The 18,634-nt window shown below is 76.0% G+C and carries 13 protein-coding genes; 6 read left to right on the top strand and 7 right to left on the bottom strand.

Annotated features, from left to right (window positions below; translation table 11 throughout):
- Positions 1 to 49: 49 nt before the first annotated feature.
- On the bottom strand, positions 50 to 2,035 hold the full coding sequence (locus ACZ7LB_RS30935) for an eCIS core domain-containing protein (protein ID WP_471472856.1): 1,986 nt from the start codon (positions 2,033 to 2,035) through the stop codon (positions 50 to 52).
- Positions 2,036 to 2,494: 459 nt separating this feature from the next.
- Here ACZ7LB_RS30935 and ACZ7LB_RS30930 point away from each other — a divergent pair, with 459 nt between their 5' ends.
- Both ACZ7LB_RS30930 and ACZ7LB_RS30925 read left to right on the top strand, forming a co-directional pair.
- Entirely contained in the window at positions 2,495 to 2,866 is a 372-nt protein-coding gene (locus tag ACZ7LB_RS30930) for a hypothetical protein (protein ID WP_471472854.1), read from the top strand.
- 287 nt (positions 2,867 to 3,153) lie between these two features.
- Complete coding sequence (locus ACZ7LB_RS30925) at positions 3,154 to 4,473, top strand: radical SAM protein (RefSeq protein WP_471472852.1); 1,320 nt, start codon at positions 3,154 to 3,156, stop codon at positions 4,471 to 4,473.
- Here ACZ7LB_RS30925 and ACZ7LB_RS30920 read toward each other — a convergent pair.
- The 4 genes from ACZ7LB_RS30920 to ACZ7LB_RS30905 form a co-directional block, all read right to left on the bottom strand.
- The gene (locus tag ACZ7LB_RS30920) at positions 4,433 to 5,419 is read right to left on the bottom strand and encodes an FHA domain-containing protein (protein ID WP_471472850.1); all 987 of its coding nucleotides are present in this window, start codon (positions 5,417 to 5,419) and stop codon (positions 4,433 to 4,435) included. The two genes, ACZ7LB_RS30925 and ACZ7LB_RS30920, sit on opposite strands and share 41 nt — an antisense overlap.
- Positions 5,416 to 7,488 (bottom strand): AAA family ATPase, encoded by a 2,073-nt coding sequence (locus ACZ7LB_RS30915; protein ID WP_471472848.1) that lies wholly within the window; start codon positions 7,486 to 7,488, stop codon positions 5,416 to 5,418. The genes ACZ7LB_RS30920 and ACZ7LB_RS30915 overlap by 4 nt, the downstream gene beginning before the upstream one ends.
- 35 nt (positions 7,489 to 7,523) lie before the next feature.
- Positions 7,524 to 9,212 (bottom strand): hypothetical protein, encoded by a 1,689-nt coding sequence (locus tag ACZ7LB_RS30910; protein ID WP_471472846.1) that lies wholly within the window; start codon positions 9,210 to 9,212, stop codon positions 7,524 to 7,526.
- Between the two features lie 929 nt (positions 9,213 to 10,141).
- Entirely contained in the window at positions 10,142 to 12,421 is a 2,280-nt protein-coding gene (locus tag ACZ7LB_RS30905; protein WP_471472844.1) for a serine/threonine protein kinase, read from the bottom strand.
- A 188-nt stretch (positions 12,422 to 12,609) separates the two neighbouring features.
- Between ACZ7LB_RS30905 and ACZ7LB_RS30900 the strand changes: the two genes are divergently transcribed.
- Complete coding sequence (locus ACZ7LB_RS30900; RefSeq protein WP_471472842.1) at positions 12,610 to 13,752, top strand: macro domain-containing protein; 1,143 nt, start codon at positions 12,610 to 12,612, stop codon at positions 13,750 to 13,752.
- Here ACZ7LB_RS30900 and ACZ7LB_RS30895 read toward each other — a convergent pair.
- A complete protein-coding gene (locus ACZ7LB_RS30895; protein WP_471472840.1) occupies positions 13,727 to 14,719 on the bottom strand; it encodes a 4Fe-4S cluster-binding domain-containing protein in 993 nt (330 codons plus the stop codon). The two genes, ACZ7LB_RS30900 and ACZ7LB_RS30895, sit on opposite strands and share 26 nt — an antisense overlap.
- Before the next feature lie 241 nt (positions 14,720 to 14,960).
- Here ACZ7LB_RS30895 and ACZ7LB_RS30890 point away from each other — a divergent pair, with 241 nt between their 5' ends.
- Genes ACZ7LB_RS30890 through ACZ7LB_RS30880 form a run of 3 tightly spaced genes read left to right on the top strand, consistent with a single transcriptional unit; the run spans position 14,961 to position 18,029 of the window.
- On the top strand, positions 14,961 to 15,647 hold the full coding sequence (locus tag ACZ7LB_RS30890; RefSeq protein ID WP_471472838.1) for a hypothetical protein: 687 nt from the start codon (positions 14,961 to 14,963) through the stop codon (positions 15,645 to 15,647).
- A gap of 35 nt (positions 15,648 to 15,682) precedes the next feature.
- Entirely contained in the window at positions 15,683 to 16,441 is a 759-nt protein-coding gene (locus tag ACZ7LB_RS30885) for a hypothetical protein (protein WP_471472836.1), read from the top strand.
- Positions 16,419 to 18,029, top strand: a complete 1,611-nt coding sequence (locus tag ACZ7LB_RS30880; protein WP_471472834.1) for a hypothetical protein — start codon at positions 16,419 to 16,421, stop codon at positions 18,027 to 18,029. The genes ACZ7LB_RS30885 and ACZ7LB_RS30880 overlap by 23 nt, the downstream gene beginning before the upstream one ends.
- Positions 18,030 to 18,199: 170 nt before the next feature.
- Here ACZ7LB_RS30880 and ACZ7LB_RS30875 read toward each other — a convergent pair whose 3' ends face one another.
- The gene (locus ACZ7LB_RS30875; RefSeq protein WP_471472832.1) at positions 18,200 to 18,577 is read right to left on the bottom strand and encodes a nuclear transport factor 2 family protein; all 378 of its coding nucleotides are present in this window, start codon (positions 18,575 to 18,577) and stop codon (positions 18,200 to 18,202) included.
- Positions 18,578 to 18,634: the final 57 nt, after the last annotated feature.

The following is an 18,634-nucleotide window of genomic DNA, read 5'->3' as shown; positions in this document are numbered from 1 at the left end:
CGGTGCCGGGCGTGTGCGGGCCGGGCCCCGAGTACGGCCGGGCGTCGCGTCACCCCAGTTCGCGGACGGCCCTGGCGACGGCGCGGATCAGGGCGTCCCGGCTCGCCTTGGCGATCTCGATGACCTCCGGGCCGAGCCCCGCGCTCCTGACCGGTTCCTGCTTCGCCAGGCGGGCGATCCCCTTGGCGCCCAGGGGGGTGCCGGGAAGCGGATCGGGCAGCATGGACAGGTCCTCGGGGGTGAGGTGGCCGAAGACCTCCTGCGTGAGCGCCTCCATGGCGGCGGCGCTCGTGCTCGTGAGCCCGTTCGCCGCCGAGACCCGGTCCCGCCACTCCTGGGGCCTGGCGTGGGTCTGGGTGAGGGTGAACAGCTGCTTGACCGTGTCCTTGGTGACGCGGGACCCGGCGGGGTGGGACCCGACGTTCTCCCCGACCCGGCCCATGTCGGTGGAGATCGCGAACCGGGAGTCGAAGGCCGCCGTGACGCCGCTCCGCCTCGCGGTCAGCGACTCCACCAACTGCTGCCCCTCCTGGTTCCCCCGCCCGAAGCCGACGCCCTGCTCCAGGTTGTCCTCCCAGTCCTGCACCTTCACGAAGGTGCTGGGCTCGGGATAGTAGACCGAGGCCGGGTTCACCCGGGCCATGGCGTCCCGGACGGCCAGGTCGACCCGGCTCGCGTGCCAGACCAGGATGTCGTCGGGGGCGGTCCTGCGGTTCGCGGGGGAGGTGTAGCCGCCGCTGAACACGTCCGGCTTCTCATCGAGGGCACCCAGGTGCTCGGTGGCGGCGGTGAACAACGGGCCCGCCTCGGTCGCGAAGGAGTCGGTGTCGGAGTCGCCGGTGTGCAGGTAGACGTGTTCGTTCCCGGCCTCCCGCAGCCCCGCGATCATGTCGTTGGTCTGGGGCGCGCGCAGGATGCGGGTCCTGATCTGGCCGTAGGGGATGGTCCGCTGGTTCGTCTCCCGGGCCTCGGCGGCGTCGTCGGCCCAGGTGAACCCGATGACCGCCACCCGGAACCGGTCGTCGCCCCACGCCTGGCGGAAGTCGGTGACCTTCTGGTTCAGCAACGCCTGCGCGGCCTGGGTCTCCCCCTGGTTCCACACCCGGACGTTCACGCCGATGACCAGGGCGAAGCGGTCCGCGAGGACGGTTCCGCCGGTGAAGCCGGTCGCGTACTTCTCCGCGACGGCCACGAGGTCCAGCGTCGGGCCGAGCTTGGCGGGGACGATGGCGACGGTGCCCACGGACGCGGGTTCCGCGCCCTCCGCGGGCTGGCCGAAGGCACCCGCGGTCGCCTCCCCGGCCAGACCCTCCAGGACCGGGGCCCGCTGCACGTCCGGGACGCTCCCCGGCACGGTCCGGGCCGCGCCCCGGTCCGCCGCCCGCCGTGGCGCTCCGGCCGCCGCGGGGGCGGCCCGCATCACCCGGGCCGCGGTCGCCTCGGCCTCGTGCTCGAAGCGGTCGGAGGGGTCGGAGACCTTGAGGCCGGACGCGTCGACGGTCCCGGCGACGGGGCCCGAGCGCTGCTGGACGACGTGGGTGAGTTCATGGGCCAGGGTGTGCCGGTCCCCGCCCCCGTCGCCGAGGACCACGTGGTTGCCGCTGGTGTAGGCGCGGGCGCCGACCTCGGCGGCGGACGCCCGGGCCGCGCCGTCGTCGTGGACGCGCACATCGGAGAAGTCGGCGCCGAGCCGGGCCTCCATGTCGGCGCGGGTGGTGTCGTCCAGCGGGCGGCCGGGGGTGCGCAGGACGGCGTGCACGGCGGAGCGCTGCACGCTCTCCGCCCCGCCGCCGCCGTCGGCCCGGCCGCGGTCCCGGTCCGCTTCCCCGGGCCCGGGCTCCGCTTCCCGCGGCCCGGGCCCGTCCACGGCGTGGCCGGAGCGCCGCAGCATCCGGACGACGGCCGCGTTGCCGACGGCGCGCTGGAGCGCCGCGAGCCCGAGCGGTGACGTCCCGGCCGCGGTCCCGGGGGCGCGGGATGTGGTGGTGCGGGCGTCCTCCGCCCGTGCGGTCCTGCGGTTCTCCTGGGCGTGCACAGGGGGCCATCCTCGCGTAGTAGGGGGCGACCCCTCCTGGATACGCGGTGGCCGATCCCGGAACCAGGACCCTGAGGGCAGAGCGGGGTGGCCGGACGGGCAGGACGGGGGCGCGGGGCGGTGGGGGCGGGACCGGGGGCGCCCGGCGGGGTGGGGGACCGGGCGGGACCGGGGCGGTGGAGCGGAGCGGTGGGTGCGCGGCGGGGTACGGGACGCGCCGGGACGCCTAGAGTCATGATCATGTCGAACGAGCAGTCGAACCCCCAGCCGCCGCCGGAAGGCCGGCCCCCGCCCTACGGGCCCCCGCCGGGACCCCCCGGACCGGCCCCCCACGGGGCCCCGGGACCGCACACCGCCCCCTACGGGTCCCCTTACGGGAGTGGGCCGGCCACCGGTCACCAGCCGCCGTACGGCGGCATGTACCCGCCGGCGCCGTATCCCCCGTACGGGCCGTACACCATGCCCGGGACCGTGCGGGCCGCGCAGATCGTCATCTGGTCGATGAGCGGCCTGGTGCTGATGCTCATGCTGGCCGGGGGCTACGACGCCGGGCCCCGGCTGGCGGGCGCGCTGTTCGGCACCAACCTGATGGGCTGGGCGCTGTGCGTGCTCGCCTTCTTCTACCCGTCCCACGGCAACGGCGTGCGGATCGCCTCCATCGTGCTGGCCAGTGTGCAGATCGTGATGTCGGTGGCCGGGCTGACCGGCCGCCTGGCCGGGGTGAACCTGGCGCTGTTCGGCTCCATCGCCCTGCTCGTCCTGCTGAACCAGGGCACCGCCAAGCGCTGGTTCCTGCGCCCGCGCGGACCCGTCCCGCCGTACCACCGCTGAGCGGCGGGAGGGCCGGACGGCCCGCGTGGTCCGCGCGACCCGCGGCCGGTCCGCGCCGGGCACGCGGGGCGCGGGGCGGGACGCGGGGCGACGGGTGAGCGTGGGGGAGCCCCGGGAGGGGTACGGGAGGCTGCGGCGGGGCGGACGGGGACCACGGGCCCGCCGCCCACGCCCGGCCCCCCCCCGCGCGACCCGCCGGGCGCGCCGGAGGGGCCCCGGCCGGACCGGTCCGGCGGCGGGGGCATACCGTGAGAAGCCGAGCGAGTCAGCCGTGAGGAGACAACGGGATGGGCAGCCGCACCGCGCTGGTCGAGGATCTGATGGAGCGCTTTCCGCACGTACCGCGGGAGGCCGTCATCAAGGAGGACCTGCTCCGCGGCGGGGTGGCCTTCGACCCGTCGGCCCTGAGCGACAACGAGGGCGGCGAGGTCAAGCCGAAGTCCTACTTCATCTTCTCCTTCGACCACGGCACCCTGCCGGAGCTGGGCGAGGCCGCGCTGCGCCGCCCGCCGGAGGAGATCATCCTCACCGGCGGCCCCTACGAGCTGCGCCGCACCGTGGTCTCCGTGCGGGTGAACCCCGCCTCGCCGTACCGGGTCGCCGCCGACGAGCACGGCATGCTCGGCCTCTACCTCGACGGCAGGCGGATCTCCGACGTGGGCGTGCCGCCGATGCCCGAGTACTACCGGCACACCCTGTCCAACGGGAAGTCGGTGATGGAGGTCGCCCCCACCATCCAGTGGGGCTACCTGATCTACCTGACGGTCTTCCGCGTCTGCCAGTACTTCGGCGCCAAGGAGGAGTGCCAGTACTGCGACATCAATCACAACTGGCGCCAGCACAAGGCCGCGGGCCGCCCCTACACCGGCGTCAAGGACGTCGACGAGGTGCTGGAGGCCCTGGAGATCATCGACCGGTACGACACCCAGAAGGCGTCCACCGCCTACACCCTCACCGGCGGCGCCATCACCAAGACCGTCGGCGGACGCGACGAGGCCGACTTCTACGGCCGCTACGCCAAGGCCATCGAGGAGCACTTCCCCGGCCGCTGGATCGGCAAGGTCGTCGCCCAGGCGCTGCCCAAGGACGACGTGCAGCGCTTCAAGGACTACGGGGTGCAGATCTACCACCCCAACTTCGAGGTGTGGGACCGGCGCCTGTTCGAGCTGTACTGCCCCGGCAAGGAGCGCTACGTCGGCCGCGACGAGTGGCACCGGCGCATCCTCGACTCCGCCGAGATCTTCGGCGCCCGCAACGTGATCCCGAACTTCGTGGCCGGGGTGGAGATGGCCGAGCCGTTCGGCTTCACCAGCGTCGACGAGGCGATCGAGTCCACCACCGAGGGGCTGCGCTTCTTCATGTCGCACGGCATCACGCCCCGGTTCACCACGTGGTGCCCCGAGCCGACCACCCCGCTCGGCAAGGCCAACCCGCAGGGCGCGCCGCTGGAATACCACATCCGGCTGCTCCAGGCGTACCGGCAGACCATGGACGACTTCGGCCTCGCCTCGCCCCCCGGCTACGGCGAGCCGGGCGCCGGGCGCGCGGTCTTCTCCGTCAGCTCCTTCATGGACAGCCTGCCTGCGGACGAGACCGCGGAGGTCTGAGCGTCCGACCGCCGCCCGGCCCCGGCCCGCCCGGGGCGCGGGCGGTGAGGCTCACCCGGGGGCCCAGCCAGACGGTGTCGCCGTCGTGGAGGGGCTCCGGCCGGCCCGGCACCAGCACCCGGTCGTTGACGCGCACGCCGTTGGTGGCGCCCTGCGGGACCTCCGTGACCGTGGCGGAGCCGTCCTCGGCGTGGGCGACGCTGGCGTGCCGCCCGGACACGCTGGTCTCCCCGGCGAGCAGCGCGGCGGCCTCCGGCGCCCACTCCGCGTCCCGCCCGAGGCGCAGCTCCCCGCCGGGCACCACGTCCAGGTGGTGGCCGGCGCCCCGGAACACCAGGCGGAGGGCGGCGCCCGCGCCGGGTTCCGGGGCGGCGGTGACGGGGGAGAGGCAGGCCGGGCAGGTGAGGACCGCCCGGGGGAGCGGGGCGCGGCACCGGGGGCAGCGCGTGAGCGGCGCGGGGTCCGGCCGGGGCGGCGAAACCGGACGCGCGGGAGGCCGTGCGGCGGGGGCCGCGGGGCCGGGACGCAGGGGGCTGGCCGAGGCGAAGCGGACGAGACCGTCGTCCTCGTCGTCATCGTCGTACTCCTCCTCGTGTTCCTCGTCGGGACCGTGTCCGTGGGCGTCCGGACCGTCGACGCCCGGACCGTGGGTCTTCGGACCGCCGGCGTGCGGGGCCGCGCCGTGGACGTCCGGGCCCTGGACGTCCGGGCCCTGGGCGTGGGGGGCCGGACCCCGGGCGTCCGGGGTCCACGTGGGGGCGTTCCGGCCGTGGCCGTGTGCGTGCCCGGGTGCGGGGGAGTCGCCGTGGTCCATGCGGCCGTCGGGGCCCGCGTCCCGGTCCGGGTGACCGTCCGCGTCCCGGTCCGCGTCCCCGTCCGCGTCCCCGTCCGGGGGCCGGTGCGGGGCCGCGTCCGGGCCGGGGCGGGCGTCGTCGGAGCGGGTCACGGCGCTCCGCTCCCCGGGGCGGTGCCGGGCGCGAAGCCCACCTCGATCTCCACCCGGCCGGACGCGTCCTGGGTGACGTCGGAGACCACCGCCACCGCGCCCGGCGGCAGGTGCGGTGCCCCGAACAGCGCCCGGGCCAGCGGGTTGACGAGGTGCGTCTCCAGGACCATCCCGATGCCCCGGCCGCCCTTCCACGGGTCCTTCGTGCAGTGCGCGAGCAGCACCTCGCGGGCCTCCTCCGTCAGCTCCAGGGAGATCCCGTGCCCCTCGGCCAGCTGCCGCTGGATGTTGCCCACCTGGAGGTCGAAGATCCGCTCGGCGATCTCGGTGGAGATGAAGCCGAAGACCACCACGTTCCCGCCGAGCCGGTTCATCAGCTCCGGACGCCCCACGACCCGCTCGAAGTGCTCCTTGATGTTCCGCAGGACCTTCTCCTGCAACTCCGGGTACGGCGTGTCCGGGAACACCAGCGGCTGCCACTCCTGGGTCCGCGGATCGGTGCGCTGCACCCCGAGGTTGGAGGTGAAGATCAGCACGCACTCGCTGAAGTACGTGGTGACGCCCTGACCGTCGGTGAGCCGCCCGTCCTCCAGCACCTGGAGGAACTTGTCCAGCACGCCCTTGTCGGCCTTCTCGATCTCGTCGAAGAGGATCACCCGGAACGGGTTCTCCCGCACTGCCGTGGTGAGTTCGCCGCCCGCCTCGTACCCCACGTAGCCCGGCGGGGCCCCCACCAGCCGGTCGGCGGAGTGCGACGCCGAGAACTCGCTCATGTCGAAGCGCAGGTACGCCTGGTCGCTGTCGAACAGCACCGACGCCACCGCCTTCGCCAGCTCCGTCTTGCCGGTGCCCGTCGGCCCGGCGAAGAACAGCACGCCGCGCGGCCGGTGGCCGGGGCTGGTGGCCTGCGCGCCGGACAGGCCCAGCGCGGCCCGCTTCAGGATGTCCAGCGTCATCGCCACGGCCGCCTCCTGGCCGAGCACCCGGCGCGGGATGGACAGCGGGTTGGCCGGGTCCTCCCCGTCGACGATCCGCTGCCGCACCTCGTCCCGGCTCCACGGGTTCTTCTCCACCCCGAGCCGGTAGACGCGGACGGCGTCCGGCATGGCCTCGAACGGGATGCGCCGGGCCAGCGCCAGCCGCAGGCTCTCCCGCATCGCCGTCAGGCTCATCCCCGTGGCGGTGCGGGCGAAGGCGGTGACGGCCTCCGCCGCCTCCCGCTCCGGCGTCCGCCGCGCGGACGGCACCGCCCGCACGTAGCGGCGCCGCAGCACCCGTGCCATGCGGTGCCGCTCGTCGGCGTCCGGCTCGGGCACCGCGACGGTGCGGATGCGCTCACTGCCGGTCAACAGCCAGGTGGGCAGGTCGCGTTCGCCGTCGGCGAGCCAGATCACCGGGTTGAAGAGGGCGGGCTGTGCCTCCCCGCCGGGGACCGGCGGCGCCTGCACCGGCTTCGCCTCGGCGGCGAGCTGGAGGCAGGAGAGGAAGAAGTCGCGCTCCTCGGGCGTCAGCCGGGCCACGTCCCCGACCAGCCGCGAGGCGTGGTCGATCACCAGGGCCACCCGCAGCGGCGGCAGCGTCCGGTCCGAGCGGACCGCGCCGCGCCGCTCCTCCCAGCCGGACGTGATGTCCCGCAACTGCCGCATGGTGTGTGCCAGTTGAGAGGCGTTGGCGCCCGGGAAGGTCATCGTCTCCAGCAGGGTCAGCACCGCTTCCCGCACCGACTCGTCGGCCTGCATCACCTGCACGCCCCGCACCTGGTCGCACAGGAGCAGCGCCTGGTACCCGAGCGGCAGCAGCCGGTTCCACAGCACCTCCAGCAGCTCCAGCGGATGGTCGCGGTCGCGGATGCGGACCAGGTGCAGGTCCCGGAAGTTGCCGTGCAGGACGTACTGCGCGTGCACGCTCAGCGTGCCCGCCAGCTCCTCCATGAACAGCGGGAAGCGCGCCGCCGGTTCGGGGCCGTGCTCCCCGCCGCGCTCCTCCTCCCGCGCCCGTTCCGCGCCCGCTCCGTGCTCCGGACGGCGGTCCGCCTCCGGACGTGCCGTGCGCTGCTTGTCCAGCTCCATGTGTCCCTCCCCGCGCGGTGGTCCCCGCGGCGTTCTCAGCGGCGGTCGTCGCCCACGGTGCGGTGCCTGGGGGCAGGTGCGGGCTCGCGCCGGGAGGAGCGCCGCTCCTCGTCGGCGAGCGTGCCGTCCGTCCCGCGCTCCGCCGCCAGGTCCGGCCCGTCCAGCACCACCGCGCCGTCCTCGCCGGGCAGGCCCGGCCGGGCCCCCTCGGCCTGTTCGATCCGGAAGTCCATGCCGATCCCCAGCTCCGCTGCCAGGGCCGTGATCTCACCGAGCCGCTCCCGGGTCTCGGCGCACCGCAGGTCGTCCAGCTCCCGCTGCCCGGGGCCGCGTTCGCCCGGACCGCCCCGGTACATGGTGGCCACCCGCAGGGCCCCGCCGGTCACGCTCATCCGCAGCCAGTGCCCGGGGCCCCAGCCGTCCGGCGTCCAGTCCACCCGCAGCTCCTGGCCCTCCGGCCGGGTGGCGTCGGCCGGGCCGCCGTACCGCTCGGACAGCTCCGCGATCACCCGGGCGCACTGCGTCCGGAGGTACAGCGCCTCCAGCAGGGACAGCCGCTCGGCGACCCGCCGCTCGACCAGACGCCGTTCCCCGGCCTCCAGCCGTCCGCCCCGCTCCAGCACCCGGACCAGCGGTTCCACCGCGTCCGGCGCCCCGGGCAGCGGCTCCGCGCCCCCGGGCGCCCGCAGCGACAGGAACTCCAGCTGGGCCGCGGCCCACTCCTCGTCGGCGCGCCGCCCGCGTGCCGTGCGGTTGGCGTCCTGCACCAGCTTGCGCGCCTCGTTGAGGTGCCGCCGGCTGCGGTGGGGGTTGCTCCCGGCGTGCTGCGCGGCCCGGCTCACCGAGGCCGCCGCCAGTTCCGCGGTGGCGTGGGCCGCCCCCGGGTCGAGCCCGGCCAGGATGCCGGCCCCCAGCCGCCGTACGGCCTCCGCGTCGGCGTCCGTCCCCGGCGCCGCCCTGGGCACCTCCTCCGGCCCGGCGCCGTCCCGCTCCGCCTCGGCGGTACGGGTCGCCAGGTGGCGGCGCAGCATGGTCTCCCGGTGGCCGCCCAGCAGGCGCCGCCACGCCGCGTCGTCGTCACCCGACTCCTCCAGCACCGAGGTCAGCCGCTCCACCTCCCAGGCGGTCTGCCGTTCCTCGGCCCGCGCGAGGGCCGCCTCCAGCCGGGCCAGCCGGGCCCGCACCCCGCCCAGCTCCAGGCCGACCGGGTCCAGCGGCGGGGGCAGGTCGGGGCGCGGCGGCCCTCCGCCGCCGGGCAGGGTCCCGCCGGACCGGGCGCACCGGGCGAGCAGCGCCCCGCGCCGGGCGTTGGCCCGCGCCACCGCGTAGGCCGCCGCCTGCCACTGCTCGGCCGCGGCGGCGGAGACCTCCTCCCGCCGCTCCAGGCAGCGCTGCTCCTCGGCGGCCCGGACCGCGGCGGTGGCCAGCACCCGGGTGGTGAGCATCGCGGCCCGGCCCACGAACAGGGCTCCGCTGAGCGTCCCGAGGGCGCCGAGCGCGGCGTCGCCCGCCTGGTGCAGGGCGTGTCCCACGGCGTCGGACAGATGGGCGGACGCCTGGCCCGCGGCGTCGGACACGTGCGAGGACGCCTGGCCCAGGGCGTCACCGAGCTGGGCGCTCCCGGCGTGGGGCGCCTGGTACACGTCGGCCGCCGACAGCGGTGCCGGGTAGCCCACGGCGGGCATCACCAGATCGAAGGTCGGCAAGGCCATTCCTGCGCTCATGTTCCGTACTCCTCGTGCTCTCCGCCTCCGCCGGGGGCCTTCCCTGCCGGGCGTTCTCCTGCCGGGCGTCCCTCGCGGGGCGCTCTTGCGCCGGGCCCCCCGCGGGTGGCTCCGGCGCGGTGCCGTCGCCGGCGTTGCCGTGCGGGTGCCTCCCGGGGGGGCGCCGGTGTGCCGGGCCGGTGGTCGGTGACCGGTCCGCCGGGCCGGTGGTCGGCGGTCGGTGACCGATGTGCCGGGTCGGCGGTCGGTGACCGATGTGCCGGGCCGGTGGTGCGCCCGGTCGTTCCCCCGCCGGGGCCCGGTGGGGCGGGCCCGGCCTCCCGCCGGTCCGACCCACCGGTGGTGGTCGGGCCGGTCCCCCGTCGGGGCGCGGTGGTCCTGCCCGGTTCTCCGCAGGGTCCCGGTGGTCCTGGCCGGTTCTCCGCCGGTCGGCCGGGCCCCCGGTTCGCCGCTGGTCCGTCCGACCGGTGGCGGACCGGGTTTCCGCCAGGCCGGGCCGGTGGTGCGCCCCGGCCGTTCCCCGCCGGGGTCCGGCGGGTCGGGCTTCTGCCCGCCGGGTCGGTGGTGGGCCGGACATCCGGTCGGCGGGGTCGGTGGTGGGCCGGACACCCGGTCGGCCGGTCCGGTGGTGGGCCCGGATTCCGGTGGACCGGCTCGTCGGGTCGCCCGCTTCGCGGTCCGGCGGGATCTGCCGGACTGTCCGGCTGCCGGGCCGCCGCCGCGTCCGCCGGTCCGGCGGTGGGTCCGGATTCCGACGAGGTGGTCCGTCGGTGGACCGGTTCGCCGGTCGCCGGTCCTGCGGTCCGGCGGGATTCGGCGGCCATCCCCGCCTCGGCGGTCCACCGGGGTCCGCCGGGCCGCCGCCGGGCCCGTTCCGCCGGGCCCCTCCGGGCCGCCTCCGTCTCCGCCAGGTCGTCGGTCACGGCCGTTCAGACCTGCCGGGGAGCGATCCGTCGTGCTCTCACCCCCGCCAGACGGGCCGCCCTCGCCCGTCGCTCCCGTCGCCAGACGTAGCAGCGGCGCCCGCTCCAGCCGGTCACCGCAGCCACCCCGGCCAGCGGCCACACCCACGGGGCGTACGTCAGCGCCACGAACCCCAGCAGCACCAGCCCCACCAGCACGGCCGCGCCCAGCAGCAGGGTGAGCCGCCGCGACAGCGTCAGCCGGGCGGGCCGCTCGGAGGAGCGGATCAGCAGCCCGGCCAGCGACCGGCGCGGATGGTAGGCCGGGGGCCCGATGTACACGGCGGTCAGCAGCTCCGCCGCGAACACCGCCGCCGCGGCCGGGGTGATCTGCATCCAGGCGGTGACCACGGCCTCCTGCGAGGCCCGGTCCAGCACATCGGCCAGGGCGATGACGAAGCACCAGGGCGCGATGACGACGGTGGCCCCGACCAGGGCCCAGGAGAGGGTGGGCGGCAGGTCCATCCGCCGCAGCACCGCGATCACCCCGTCGGTGTCCTCGTCCATCAGCCGCTCGATCTCCTCCTCCGTCGCCCTGCGGTGCCGCGCGTCGGCCTCCGCGACCGCCTGTTCGACCAGCAGCGACGCCACCAGCAGCCGCAGCGGATCGTCCCGCCCGGCCAGCAGCAGCCGCTCGAACCAGGGCACGGGGGCGGCCAGCGCCGCTGCCGTCCGCCCGGTCTCCGCGGCCAGCGCCCGCGCCGCCCGCTCCGGTTCGCGGGCCAGCACCAGCAGCCGCGCCCGCACGGCCGTGGTCGTCCGCAGCGCCCCCCGCACCCGGTCGAGGCGGGCGATGCCCGGGGACCGGCGCACCTCGTCGACCAGATGCGTCCAGCGCGAGCAGAGCGCCGTCCACCGCTCGCGCACCTCCTCCAGCCCCTCGCCGCGCGGACGCCGGGCCAGCTCGGTCAGGATCGCGGGCGTCCGCCACAGGTGCTCCACGAGACGGGACGCCTCCACATCGCCGCGCCGCACCGCCGCGCCCAGCTCCCGGACGCCCTCCGGGCTCAGCGGTATCCGCCACAGCGACGCGTCCCGGTAGGGGCCGAGCCAGGTGATCAGCCGCACCACGGCCGCCGGGTCCGGCACCTCCGCCAGCCCCGCCCGCAGCTCCGCGAGTTCCTCCAGCTCCCCGGCGCTGTGCCGGCCCGCCGACCCGAACTGGCCCAGCCACTGGGCCAGTCCGGCCCTGCCCCCGGCGTCCGCCAGCAGCCGGGCCGCCTTCACCGGGTAGTGGTCCAGGGCCTGGGCCAGGTGCTCCGGCTCGGTGAACCGCTCGTCGAGGAAGCTGAACGGCGCGATCCCCGAAGGCTCCTCCGGTGCCCGCCCGCCCATCAGCCGGCGGCCGACCTCCGGGGACCGCCCCTCCAGCCACGCGCCGACCTCCCCGGCACCCCAGCGCTCCTCCGGGCGGCGGGTCAGCAGCCCCTCGCAGAGCCGCCGCAACCGGCTGTCCCGGACGCCGCTCACGTCCGGGTCGTGGGTGGCGATCTCCGCGAGCACGGCGGCGTCGCTGAAGAAGTCCACCGGGTGCTCGCCCAGGGCCAGTTCGGCCAGGATCATGCCCACCGACCACCAGTCGGCCTCCGGGGAGACGGTCTGGAGCAGCGGCCCGGCCTCGGGCGCCAGGTAGCGGGGCTTGCCCCGCCAGGGCCGCACCGGGCCGTCGTCCTCGTCCGGCCGGTACTGGGCGGCGCCGAAGTCGACCAGGACCAGCCGCAGTTCGTCCCCGCGCAGGCTCTCGACCATCACGTTGTCCGGGGTGATGTCCCGGTGCACCAGCTCGTGCCGGTGCAGCACCGACACCGCCTCGTGCAGCTGCCGTGCCACCTCGCGCACCGCCGCCGCAGGCATCCGGCCCGGGTTCGCGTCCAGATGGGCCCGCAGATCCGTCTCGCCGTGCGAACGGAACACCTGGTAGGGGTGGCCGTCGGCGAGCCCCGACTCCAGCAGCCGCTCCAGGTGCCCGCTCCCGGCCCCGGCCTCCTCCAGCACCGGCGCCACCGCCGGGTCCGGTGCGTGCAGCCGGTGGTAGTACTTCAGCACCAGCGGCACCTCCGACGCCCCCGGCCCCGCCCGCCGCACCCGCAGCACCGCGGCCCGGCCCGGCCGCTCGGCCGCCCGGACCACCCTCACCAGCACGAACCGGTCCGCCAGCGCGGGCGGTACGTCGCCGAGCACCGGGCGGGTCTCGACCGTCCGCGCGTCGGTGAAGCCGCCGTCCGAGGGGGAGATGAAATCCGTCATCGTCCGGCCTTCCATGGAGCCGACTTCCGGGACGGGAACGTCCTGAGGGAAGGAAGGGACCCGAGAATACCCAAGGCATTCGCGGGACATGAGGAGTTCCGGGAAACCCCGCACGGACCCGGCGACGACCCGGCGGGACGATTCCCGGACCGCTCTCCCCGCAGGTCCCGCGCATTACGATGCTGGACATGCGTTCCCTGCCCCCGCACACCGAACTCGTCGAGGAACTGCGCGGACTCCGGCGGCCGGGCCTGCCCCGGCTGCGCCACTGCGCCCGGGACGCGCTGCGCCGGACCGCCGAGGCGGCCGGACTGTGCGCCGGTGACGACGACGAACTGGAGGGCGTCGAAAGGCTGCTGGCCACCGCCGCGCGCCGCCTCGCGGGCGGCGGACCGCTCCGCGACGAGCGGGACGGCGATCCGCTGGCCCGCGCCGCCGCCCACACCTTCGGCCTCTTCACGGACCGCCGGGGGGTGCCCGCCGCCGACCGCAGGAAGGCCGCCGCCGCCGTCTACGGGGTGAGCACCGAGCGGTTCCGCCGCAGCCACGAGAGCGAGATCTTCGCCGAACTGGCCTCCGCCGCCCTCGCCGTGGCCCGGGAGGCGGCCGTCCCGGACGGCACCGGCGAACCGGCGCCCGCGGGACGGCGCCCGCCCGTGACGGATGCCGCCGCCCCGCCGCCCGACCCGCCGTCCGGGCCCCCGGTCCCCCCGCACGTCGCCGCCCGCATCAGCGTGCGCACCTGCCCCATCGAACTCGTCCGGGACGCGGACATCCTGGTCTCCCCGGAGAACGTCTACCTGGAGATGTCCAAGATCTTCCGGCCCACCGTCTCGGCCGCGCTGCGCCGCTCGGCGGCCGTGCGCAACGCCGCCGGGGAGATCGTCGACGACGTCCTGCCCCGCGAACTGCGCACCTGGCTGCGCGCCCACGGCCGCCCCGGGCTGCCGGTGCGCCCCGGGACGGTCGTCCCCACCTCCCCGGGCGCCCTCGGCGCGCACGGCGTGCGGCGCATCCACCACGCCGCCGTCTCCACCCCCGTGGGAGACGGCGACCGCTACCACGTCGCACCCGCCGTACTGGCCGAGGCCGTCCAGGCGTCCTTCGCCCTGGCCCGCTCCGAACGGGCCGCGCTGTCCCTGCCCATGACCACCCTCTGCTTCCCCCTGCTGGGCGCCGGCCGGGGCGGGCTGCCCGTCGTGACCGCGGCCCGCTGGCTGCTGTGGGCCGTCCGGCGGGAACTGCGCGAGGACACCACCTGGTCGGTGATCATCGTGACGACCCGGCCGCAGCACACCGACGCCGTCAGGGCCGCCAACTCGCATCCCTGAGCGACACCCCCGCCCCGCGCAACGCCCGCTCCGCAGCCGCCAGTTCCCCGCGCAGCGGCACCCCGTACAGCCGCAGCGCGGTCCTCCCGCCGGGCCCCGGCACCGTCACCGGCTGCAACCGGCGGCCCGTCGCCGCCCGGCGCAGATGGGGGGCGTAGCGGACGGCGCCCAGCGGGGTCAGCGGCCGGAGCCGCTGGTTGGCGGAGCCCCGCCAGACCAGCGGTGTCGGCTCCGCCACCCGGAACCGCCCGGTCACCACGGCGTCGGCGTGCTCCAGGGCCGCCAACTGGGGGGCGGTCAGCTCCTCCGGCTCGTACCCCGTGTACACCAGCAGATCCGCCCGGGAGCCGGTACCGCCCGGCCCGGACACCGCCCGCGACCGCCCGTTCCCCGCCGGTGTCCCGCCCTCTTCCGGTGTCCCGCGCTCCTCCGCGCTCCCGGCTTCTTCCGGGGTCCCGGCCGCCTCCGGTGAGGGGTCCGGGGCGGACGCGGACGCCGATGACCGGGTCGGTGACGCCGGTGGTGTCGGTGCCGTCGTGGACCCCGGCCCCGGCCCCCGGGCCGTGACGGGATCGCCCGCGCCGTCCGGCTCCGCCGCCCGGTCCGCCGCCAACTCCCCTTCCCGCAGAACGGCTTGCGGTCCGGCACCCCGCCCCGTGCCGCCCGTCCCGCGGGCCCACGCGTCGCGCAGCCCGGCCGCGCCGGAGAGCAGGGCCGCGAGCGCCTCGGGCTGCTGGAGCGGCTCACCGCCGCTGACCGTCAGCCCCCGCGCGCCCGCCGCCAGCGCGTCGTTCCACGACTCCAGCACATCGGCGACGGACCGGGCTCCGCCGCCCCGCCCGTCCCAGGTGTGACGGGACATGCACCCCGGGCAGGCCAGCGTGCAGCCCTGGAACCAGACACCGAGGCGCGGGCCCGGCCCGAGCGTCTCCAGCGGGTAGTGCGTCCCGCTGATCCGGACCTCCATGACGGCTCCCCCCTTTCGGCGCTGACGGGGAGTATGTCGGCCCGCGGATGCCGTCCGCAATCGCTTCGGACGCAATTCCCGGGCGGATACCGGGCGGAATCCGGTTGTCTTCCGGAGACCCTTCGGAAGGAGTAAATCCCCTCACGATTCACCCACTCCGCGCCCTTCCCTTTCCGCTACTCTCTCCGTCACCGCGCCGTGATACACGCGGAGCAGCGCGGTGGAATGGGGGTTGACTCCGATGATCACCTCAAGCCGTACGGGCGGTTCCGTCCGCCGATTACGGACCGGCTTCGTCTCCACGCGACTGGCCCGCGCCCACGGCAGAAGGGACGCCGCGGGACTCCTCGACGTACTGGGCGAGGCCCTGGACGCGGGGGACCCCTCCGGCACGGCCGGGCTGCCCCCGTACGTGCTGGGGATACGGGCCCGCGCCGAGCACGACACCACCCGGCTGCGCGCCCGGATGCTGCACGGCAACCGCGCGCTGACCGTCCGCATCCACGCCGAATCCGTACGGGTCGTCACCCAGTACACCGTGCGCGGGGAGCCGGCCCCGGCCGCGCTCGCCCGCTACGCCGGGACGGTCGCCGACTGGCGCAACGCCGCCGCCGTCTGCCGCTCGCGCGCCCAGGGCGTCGTCGACGCCGCCAACCACCTGCTCACCTGCTACTGGGACGCCGTCTGGACCGAGGCCCGGCGCTCCCACGAGCTGCCCGAACGGCGCCCCACGGGCTGGCTGCCGGGCCGCACCCGGCTCGACACCACCTGGCACCGCGTCGACGACGGCCTGCTCTCCGACCGCTGGTACGCGGGCCGCGGCCCGGCCGGCGCACCGGACCCGGCGGCCGTCGCCCAGGCCCTCGCCATCCTCGACAGCCAGCACACCCGCGGCGGCGCGGGACGGACGACGGGCGGCCGGGGATGAACTCCCCCCATTCCGTGCACCCAAGGAAGGTCACTGTGCGCACCTCGGCATTTCCCGGCCCCCGCGGCCCACGCGCGGGGCGGCTGCTCGCCCTCATATCCACGGCCGCCGTACTCGCCGGACTGGCCGCCTGCTCCGAACAGCCGAAGGCGTTCGACACCCCGTGCGGAGTCGTCATCGACGGCTCGGGATCGGGCGACGCGACGAAGGACGGCTTCAACGCCGAGGCCAAGCTCAAGAGCGAACTGCTGCCGTTCCTCAAGGAACAGGAGTGCTCCACCGTCGACTTCGCGCCCATCACCTACACATCCCAGATCTCCTCCTGCAAGGTGGGCCGGATCGACCTGGACCCCTCGCACGACGCGACCACGGACCAGGAGGCCCAACGGCGCAGGGCCCGGCTGCGGGCCTCCGAAGAGGCGATGAAGGAGCTCCGGTGCGCCCGCAAGGAACGCCCCGGCTCCGACGTGTGGGGCGCCCTGGACCGCATCGGCTCCGCCATGCCCTCCGACGGCCCCGCCGCCAAGCTCCTCGTCATCAGCGACTTCGACCAGTCCGACCCCGAGTTCCGGCTCGGCCGGACGGACCTGACCGGCGAGGCCACCCGGAAGGAGGCCATCGACTCCCTGGTGGAGGGCCGCGGACTGCCCGCCATCAAGGGCATGACCGTCTACACCGTCGGCTTCGGCATGAAGTACGGCGACCGGCCCAGCGCCTACCGGGACTTCAAGGCGTTCTGGACCGACGCGCTCGAAGGGAGGGCCAAGGCCGATGTCGACAACCGGTACGAATGAGCCCCGCCGCCAGCGGCGGAACCGGCTGAACCTGCCGTCCCCCCGGCGCGGCGACCGGGGCCAGGGGGCACCGCGCCCCGTCGTCCCGCCCGCCGCCCCGCCCGCACCGGCGACGGCGGACCGGAACCGGGCCGAACTGATCAGGACCGCGCGCCGGACGGGGAAGCGGGCCGCCAAACGGCGCGCCTTCGATCCCTGGACGCTCCAGAACGGGGACCGCCCGCCCTACCTCGCCCAGCTCGCCGCCGAACGCGACAGCGTCGTCGGCGGCATCAACGCGCGGGCCCTCCAGATCGAGGCCCGCGAGCGGCTCGCCGACGACCGGGCGGGGGTGGAGATCACCACGCACGAGGCGGAGACCGCCGTCCTTAGCGAGCGGCTGCGGGAGACGGACGAGCAGATCCTCACCGCCCGGCGGCAACTGGACATCCTCGCCCGCCGCACCAACCGCTGGAACCGCTTCCGGGACGTGATCCGCGTCCGGCTGGAGTCCCAGTGGGCGCGGCTGACCTTCCCCGCGGCCACGGGGCCGGCCACGGGACCGGCCGGGGCGCGCGGCGACGCCGGACCCGGCGGCGGGCCGCCCGCCGTCCCCGCCCAGGTGCCGCGCACCGTCCCCGACGAGGAGGAGGCCGACGGCCTCCAGGCGGTGCCCCGCACCGGCGAGGCCCCCCGCTCGGCCGACGGGCCCGGCGCCGGGCCGGCCGCCCCCGGGCGGACCCCCGGCACCGACCCGCACACGGCGGCCGGGCAGGACCCGCCCTCCGGCAGCGGCGCCTGGGAGGGACTGACCAAGCGGCCGGGCATCCCCTCCTGGATGTCCTGGGCCATGCTGGCGGTGCTCATCCTGGTCGAAGCACCCATCTACTGGGCCGCGTTCCAGCCCTTCCACGGGGTCGGCACCATGAGCGCCGACGCCCAGACCGTCACCCTGGCCGGGGCCGCCGCCGTCGTCATGGTGTTCCTGCCCCACCTCGCCGGACGGCTGCTGCGCTGGCGGGCCGGGACCGGCGCCATCCGGCTCGCCTGGCTGCCCGCCCTCACCCTGCTCGGGGTCTGGGTGGTGCTGACGGTCCTGTTCGGCGTCCTGCGCACCAAGTTCGTCACCCAGGGCGAGGAGGTCTCCGAGGGCGGCGGCGACGGCTTCGCCGGAGCGGACTCCGGCCCGGCCACCACCCTCCTGGACCGGCTGGACCTGACGGCGCACACGGTCACCGCGATGTTCTGCGCCCTGCTGATCCTCTCCGGCGGGATCGGCTTCCTGCTCGGCCTGTTCCGGGAGCACCCCTACCTCGACTCCTACCGGACGGCCGTGGAGGGGCGGGAGCGCCTCGTCCGGCAGCGGAACCTGAGCGTCGCCGCGACCGAACGGGCCCGCGCCGTGCAGAGCACCGCCGACGCGCGGCGCGAGGACCGCCGGCACGCCACGGAGGAACGCGTGCGCGCCGTCCAGGCCCTGTACGACGAGGCAGCGGCGGCCTATCTGAACAGCCTGGCCGAGGAGTCGCGGGACCCGGCCATGACCGAGGCGGCCATGAAGCTGACCGACCGGTGGCCGCTGCTCCCGGCCCGGGGGCGGAACGGATAGGCCCGCCGCCCGGCACCGCGTCGGCGGTGCCGGGCCCGGGCGCCCCGCCGCGCGGACACGCGGCGGGGCTCCGGACGGAGACCGCGTGCCGGGCCGCGTGCCGGGGGGACACGGGACGGCCGACGGCGTGGCCGCGGGCTCCGGGGCCGGAGGGGCCGGGGTCCGGCGGCTCAGGTGCCCGACAGTCCGATCCCGCCCGCGAAGACGATGATCTGGTCGATGAGGTTCCGCCGCAGATGCACGACATCCGTTCCGGCCAGGCGCGGGCCGCCGTCCGGCGTGGTGAACACCCACTGGTAGCGAGCCCATTCACCCGGCACGTCCACCGCCGAGCAGCGCACCATCGTCCCGGCGCCCGCCGGATGGTGCCGGATGTCCACCACGAACCGTTCCACCGCCTCGATCCCCTCACTGCGGCCCAGCGGCCCCCAGAGGACCACGTCCGAGGTCAGCGCCTGCGCGAGCAGCGAGGGGACGTAGCCGTCGTCCGAGGCGTTGAACGCCGAGACGAACGTGTCGACGGCGGAGCGTGCGATCTCTTCCTGCATGCACCCAGTAGTACCAGCCGCCGCGTGGCCCGCGCCCGGTGGACCGCCCCGCCCCGG

It is taken from the genome of Streptomyces sp. NPDC107521, from assembly GCF_055598485.1.
Note: the sequence above shows the minus strand (reverse complement) of the source record. Positions and strands in the feature narration are given on the sequence as shown.

Coding starts and splice junctions, on each gene's coding strand:
- ACZ7LB_RS30930 (WP_471472854.1), top strand. CDS start 2,495: ATGCCCGGGACCGTGCGGGCCGCGCAGATCGTCATCTGGTCGATGAGC.
- ACZ7LB_RS30925 (WP_471472852.1), top strand. CDS start 3,154: ATGGGCAGCCGCACCGCGCTGGTCGAGGATCTGATGGAGCGCTTTCCG.
- ACZ7LB_RS30915 (WP_471472848.1), bottom strand. CDS start 7,488: ATGGAGCTGGACAAGCAGCGCACGGCACGTCCGGAGGCGGACCGCCGT.
- ACZ7LB_RS30910 (WP_471472846.1), bottom strand. CDS start 9,212: ATGAGCGCAGGAATGGCCTTGCCGACCTTCGATCTGGTGATGCCCGCC.
- ACZ7LB_RS30905 (WP_471472844.1), bottom strand. CDS start 12,421: ATGACGGATTTCATCTCCCCCTCGGACGGCGGCTTCACCGACGCGCGG.
- ACZ7LB_RS30900 (WP_471472842.1), top strand. CDS start 12,610: ATGCGTTCCCTGCCCCCGCACACCGAACTCGTCGAGGAACTGCGCGGA.
- ACZ7LB_RS30895 (WP_471472840.1), bottom strand. CDS start 14,719: ATGGAGGTCCGGATCAGCGGGACGCACTACCCGCTGGAGACGCTCGGG.
- ACZ7LB_RS30890 (WP_471472838.1), top strand. CDS start 14,961: ATGATCACCTCAAGCCGTACGGGCGGTTCCGTCCGCCGATTACGGACC.
- ACZ7LB_RS30880 (WP_471472834.1), top strand. CDS start 16,419: ATGTCGACAACCGGTACGAATGAGCCCCGCCGCCAGCGGCGGAACCGG.
- ACZ7LB_RS30875 (WP_471472832.1), bottom strand. CDS start 18,577: ATGCAGGAAGAGATCGCACGCTCCGCCGTCGACACGTTCGTCTCGGCG.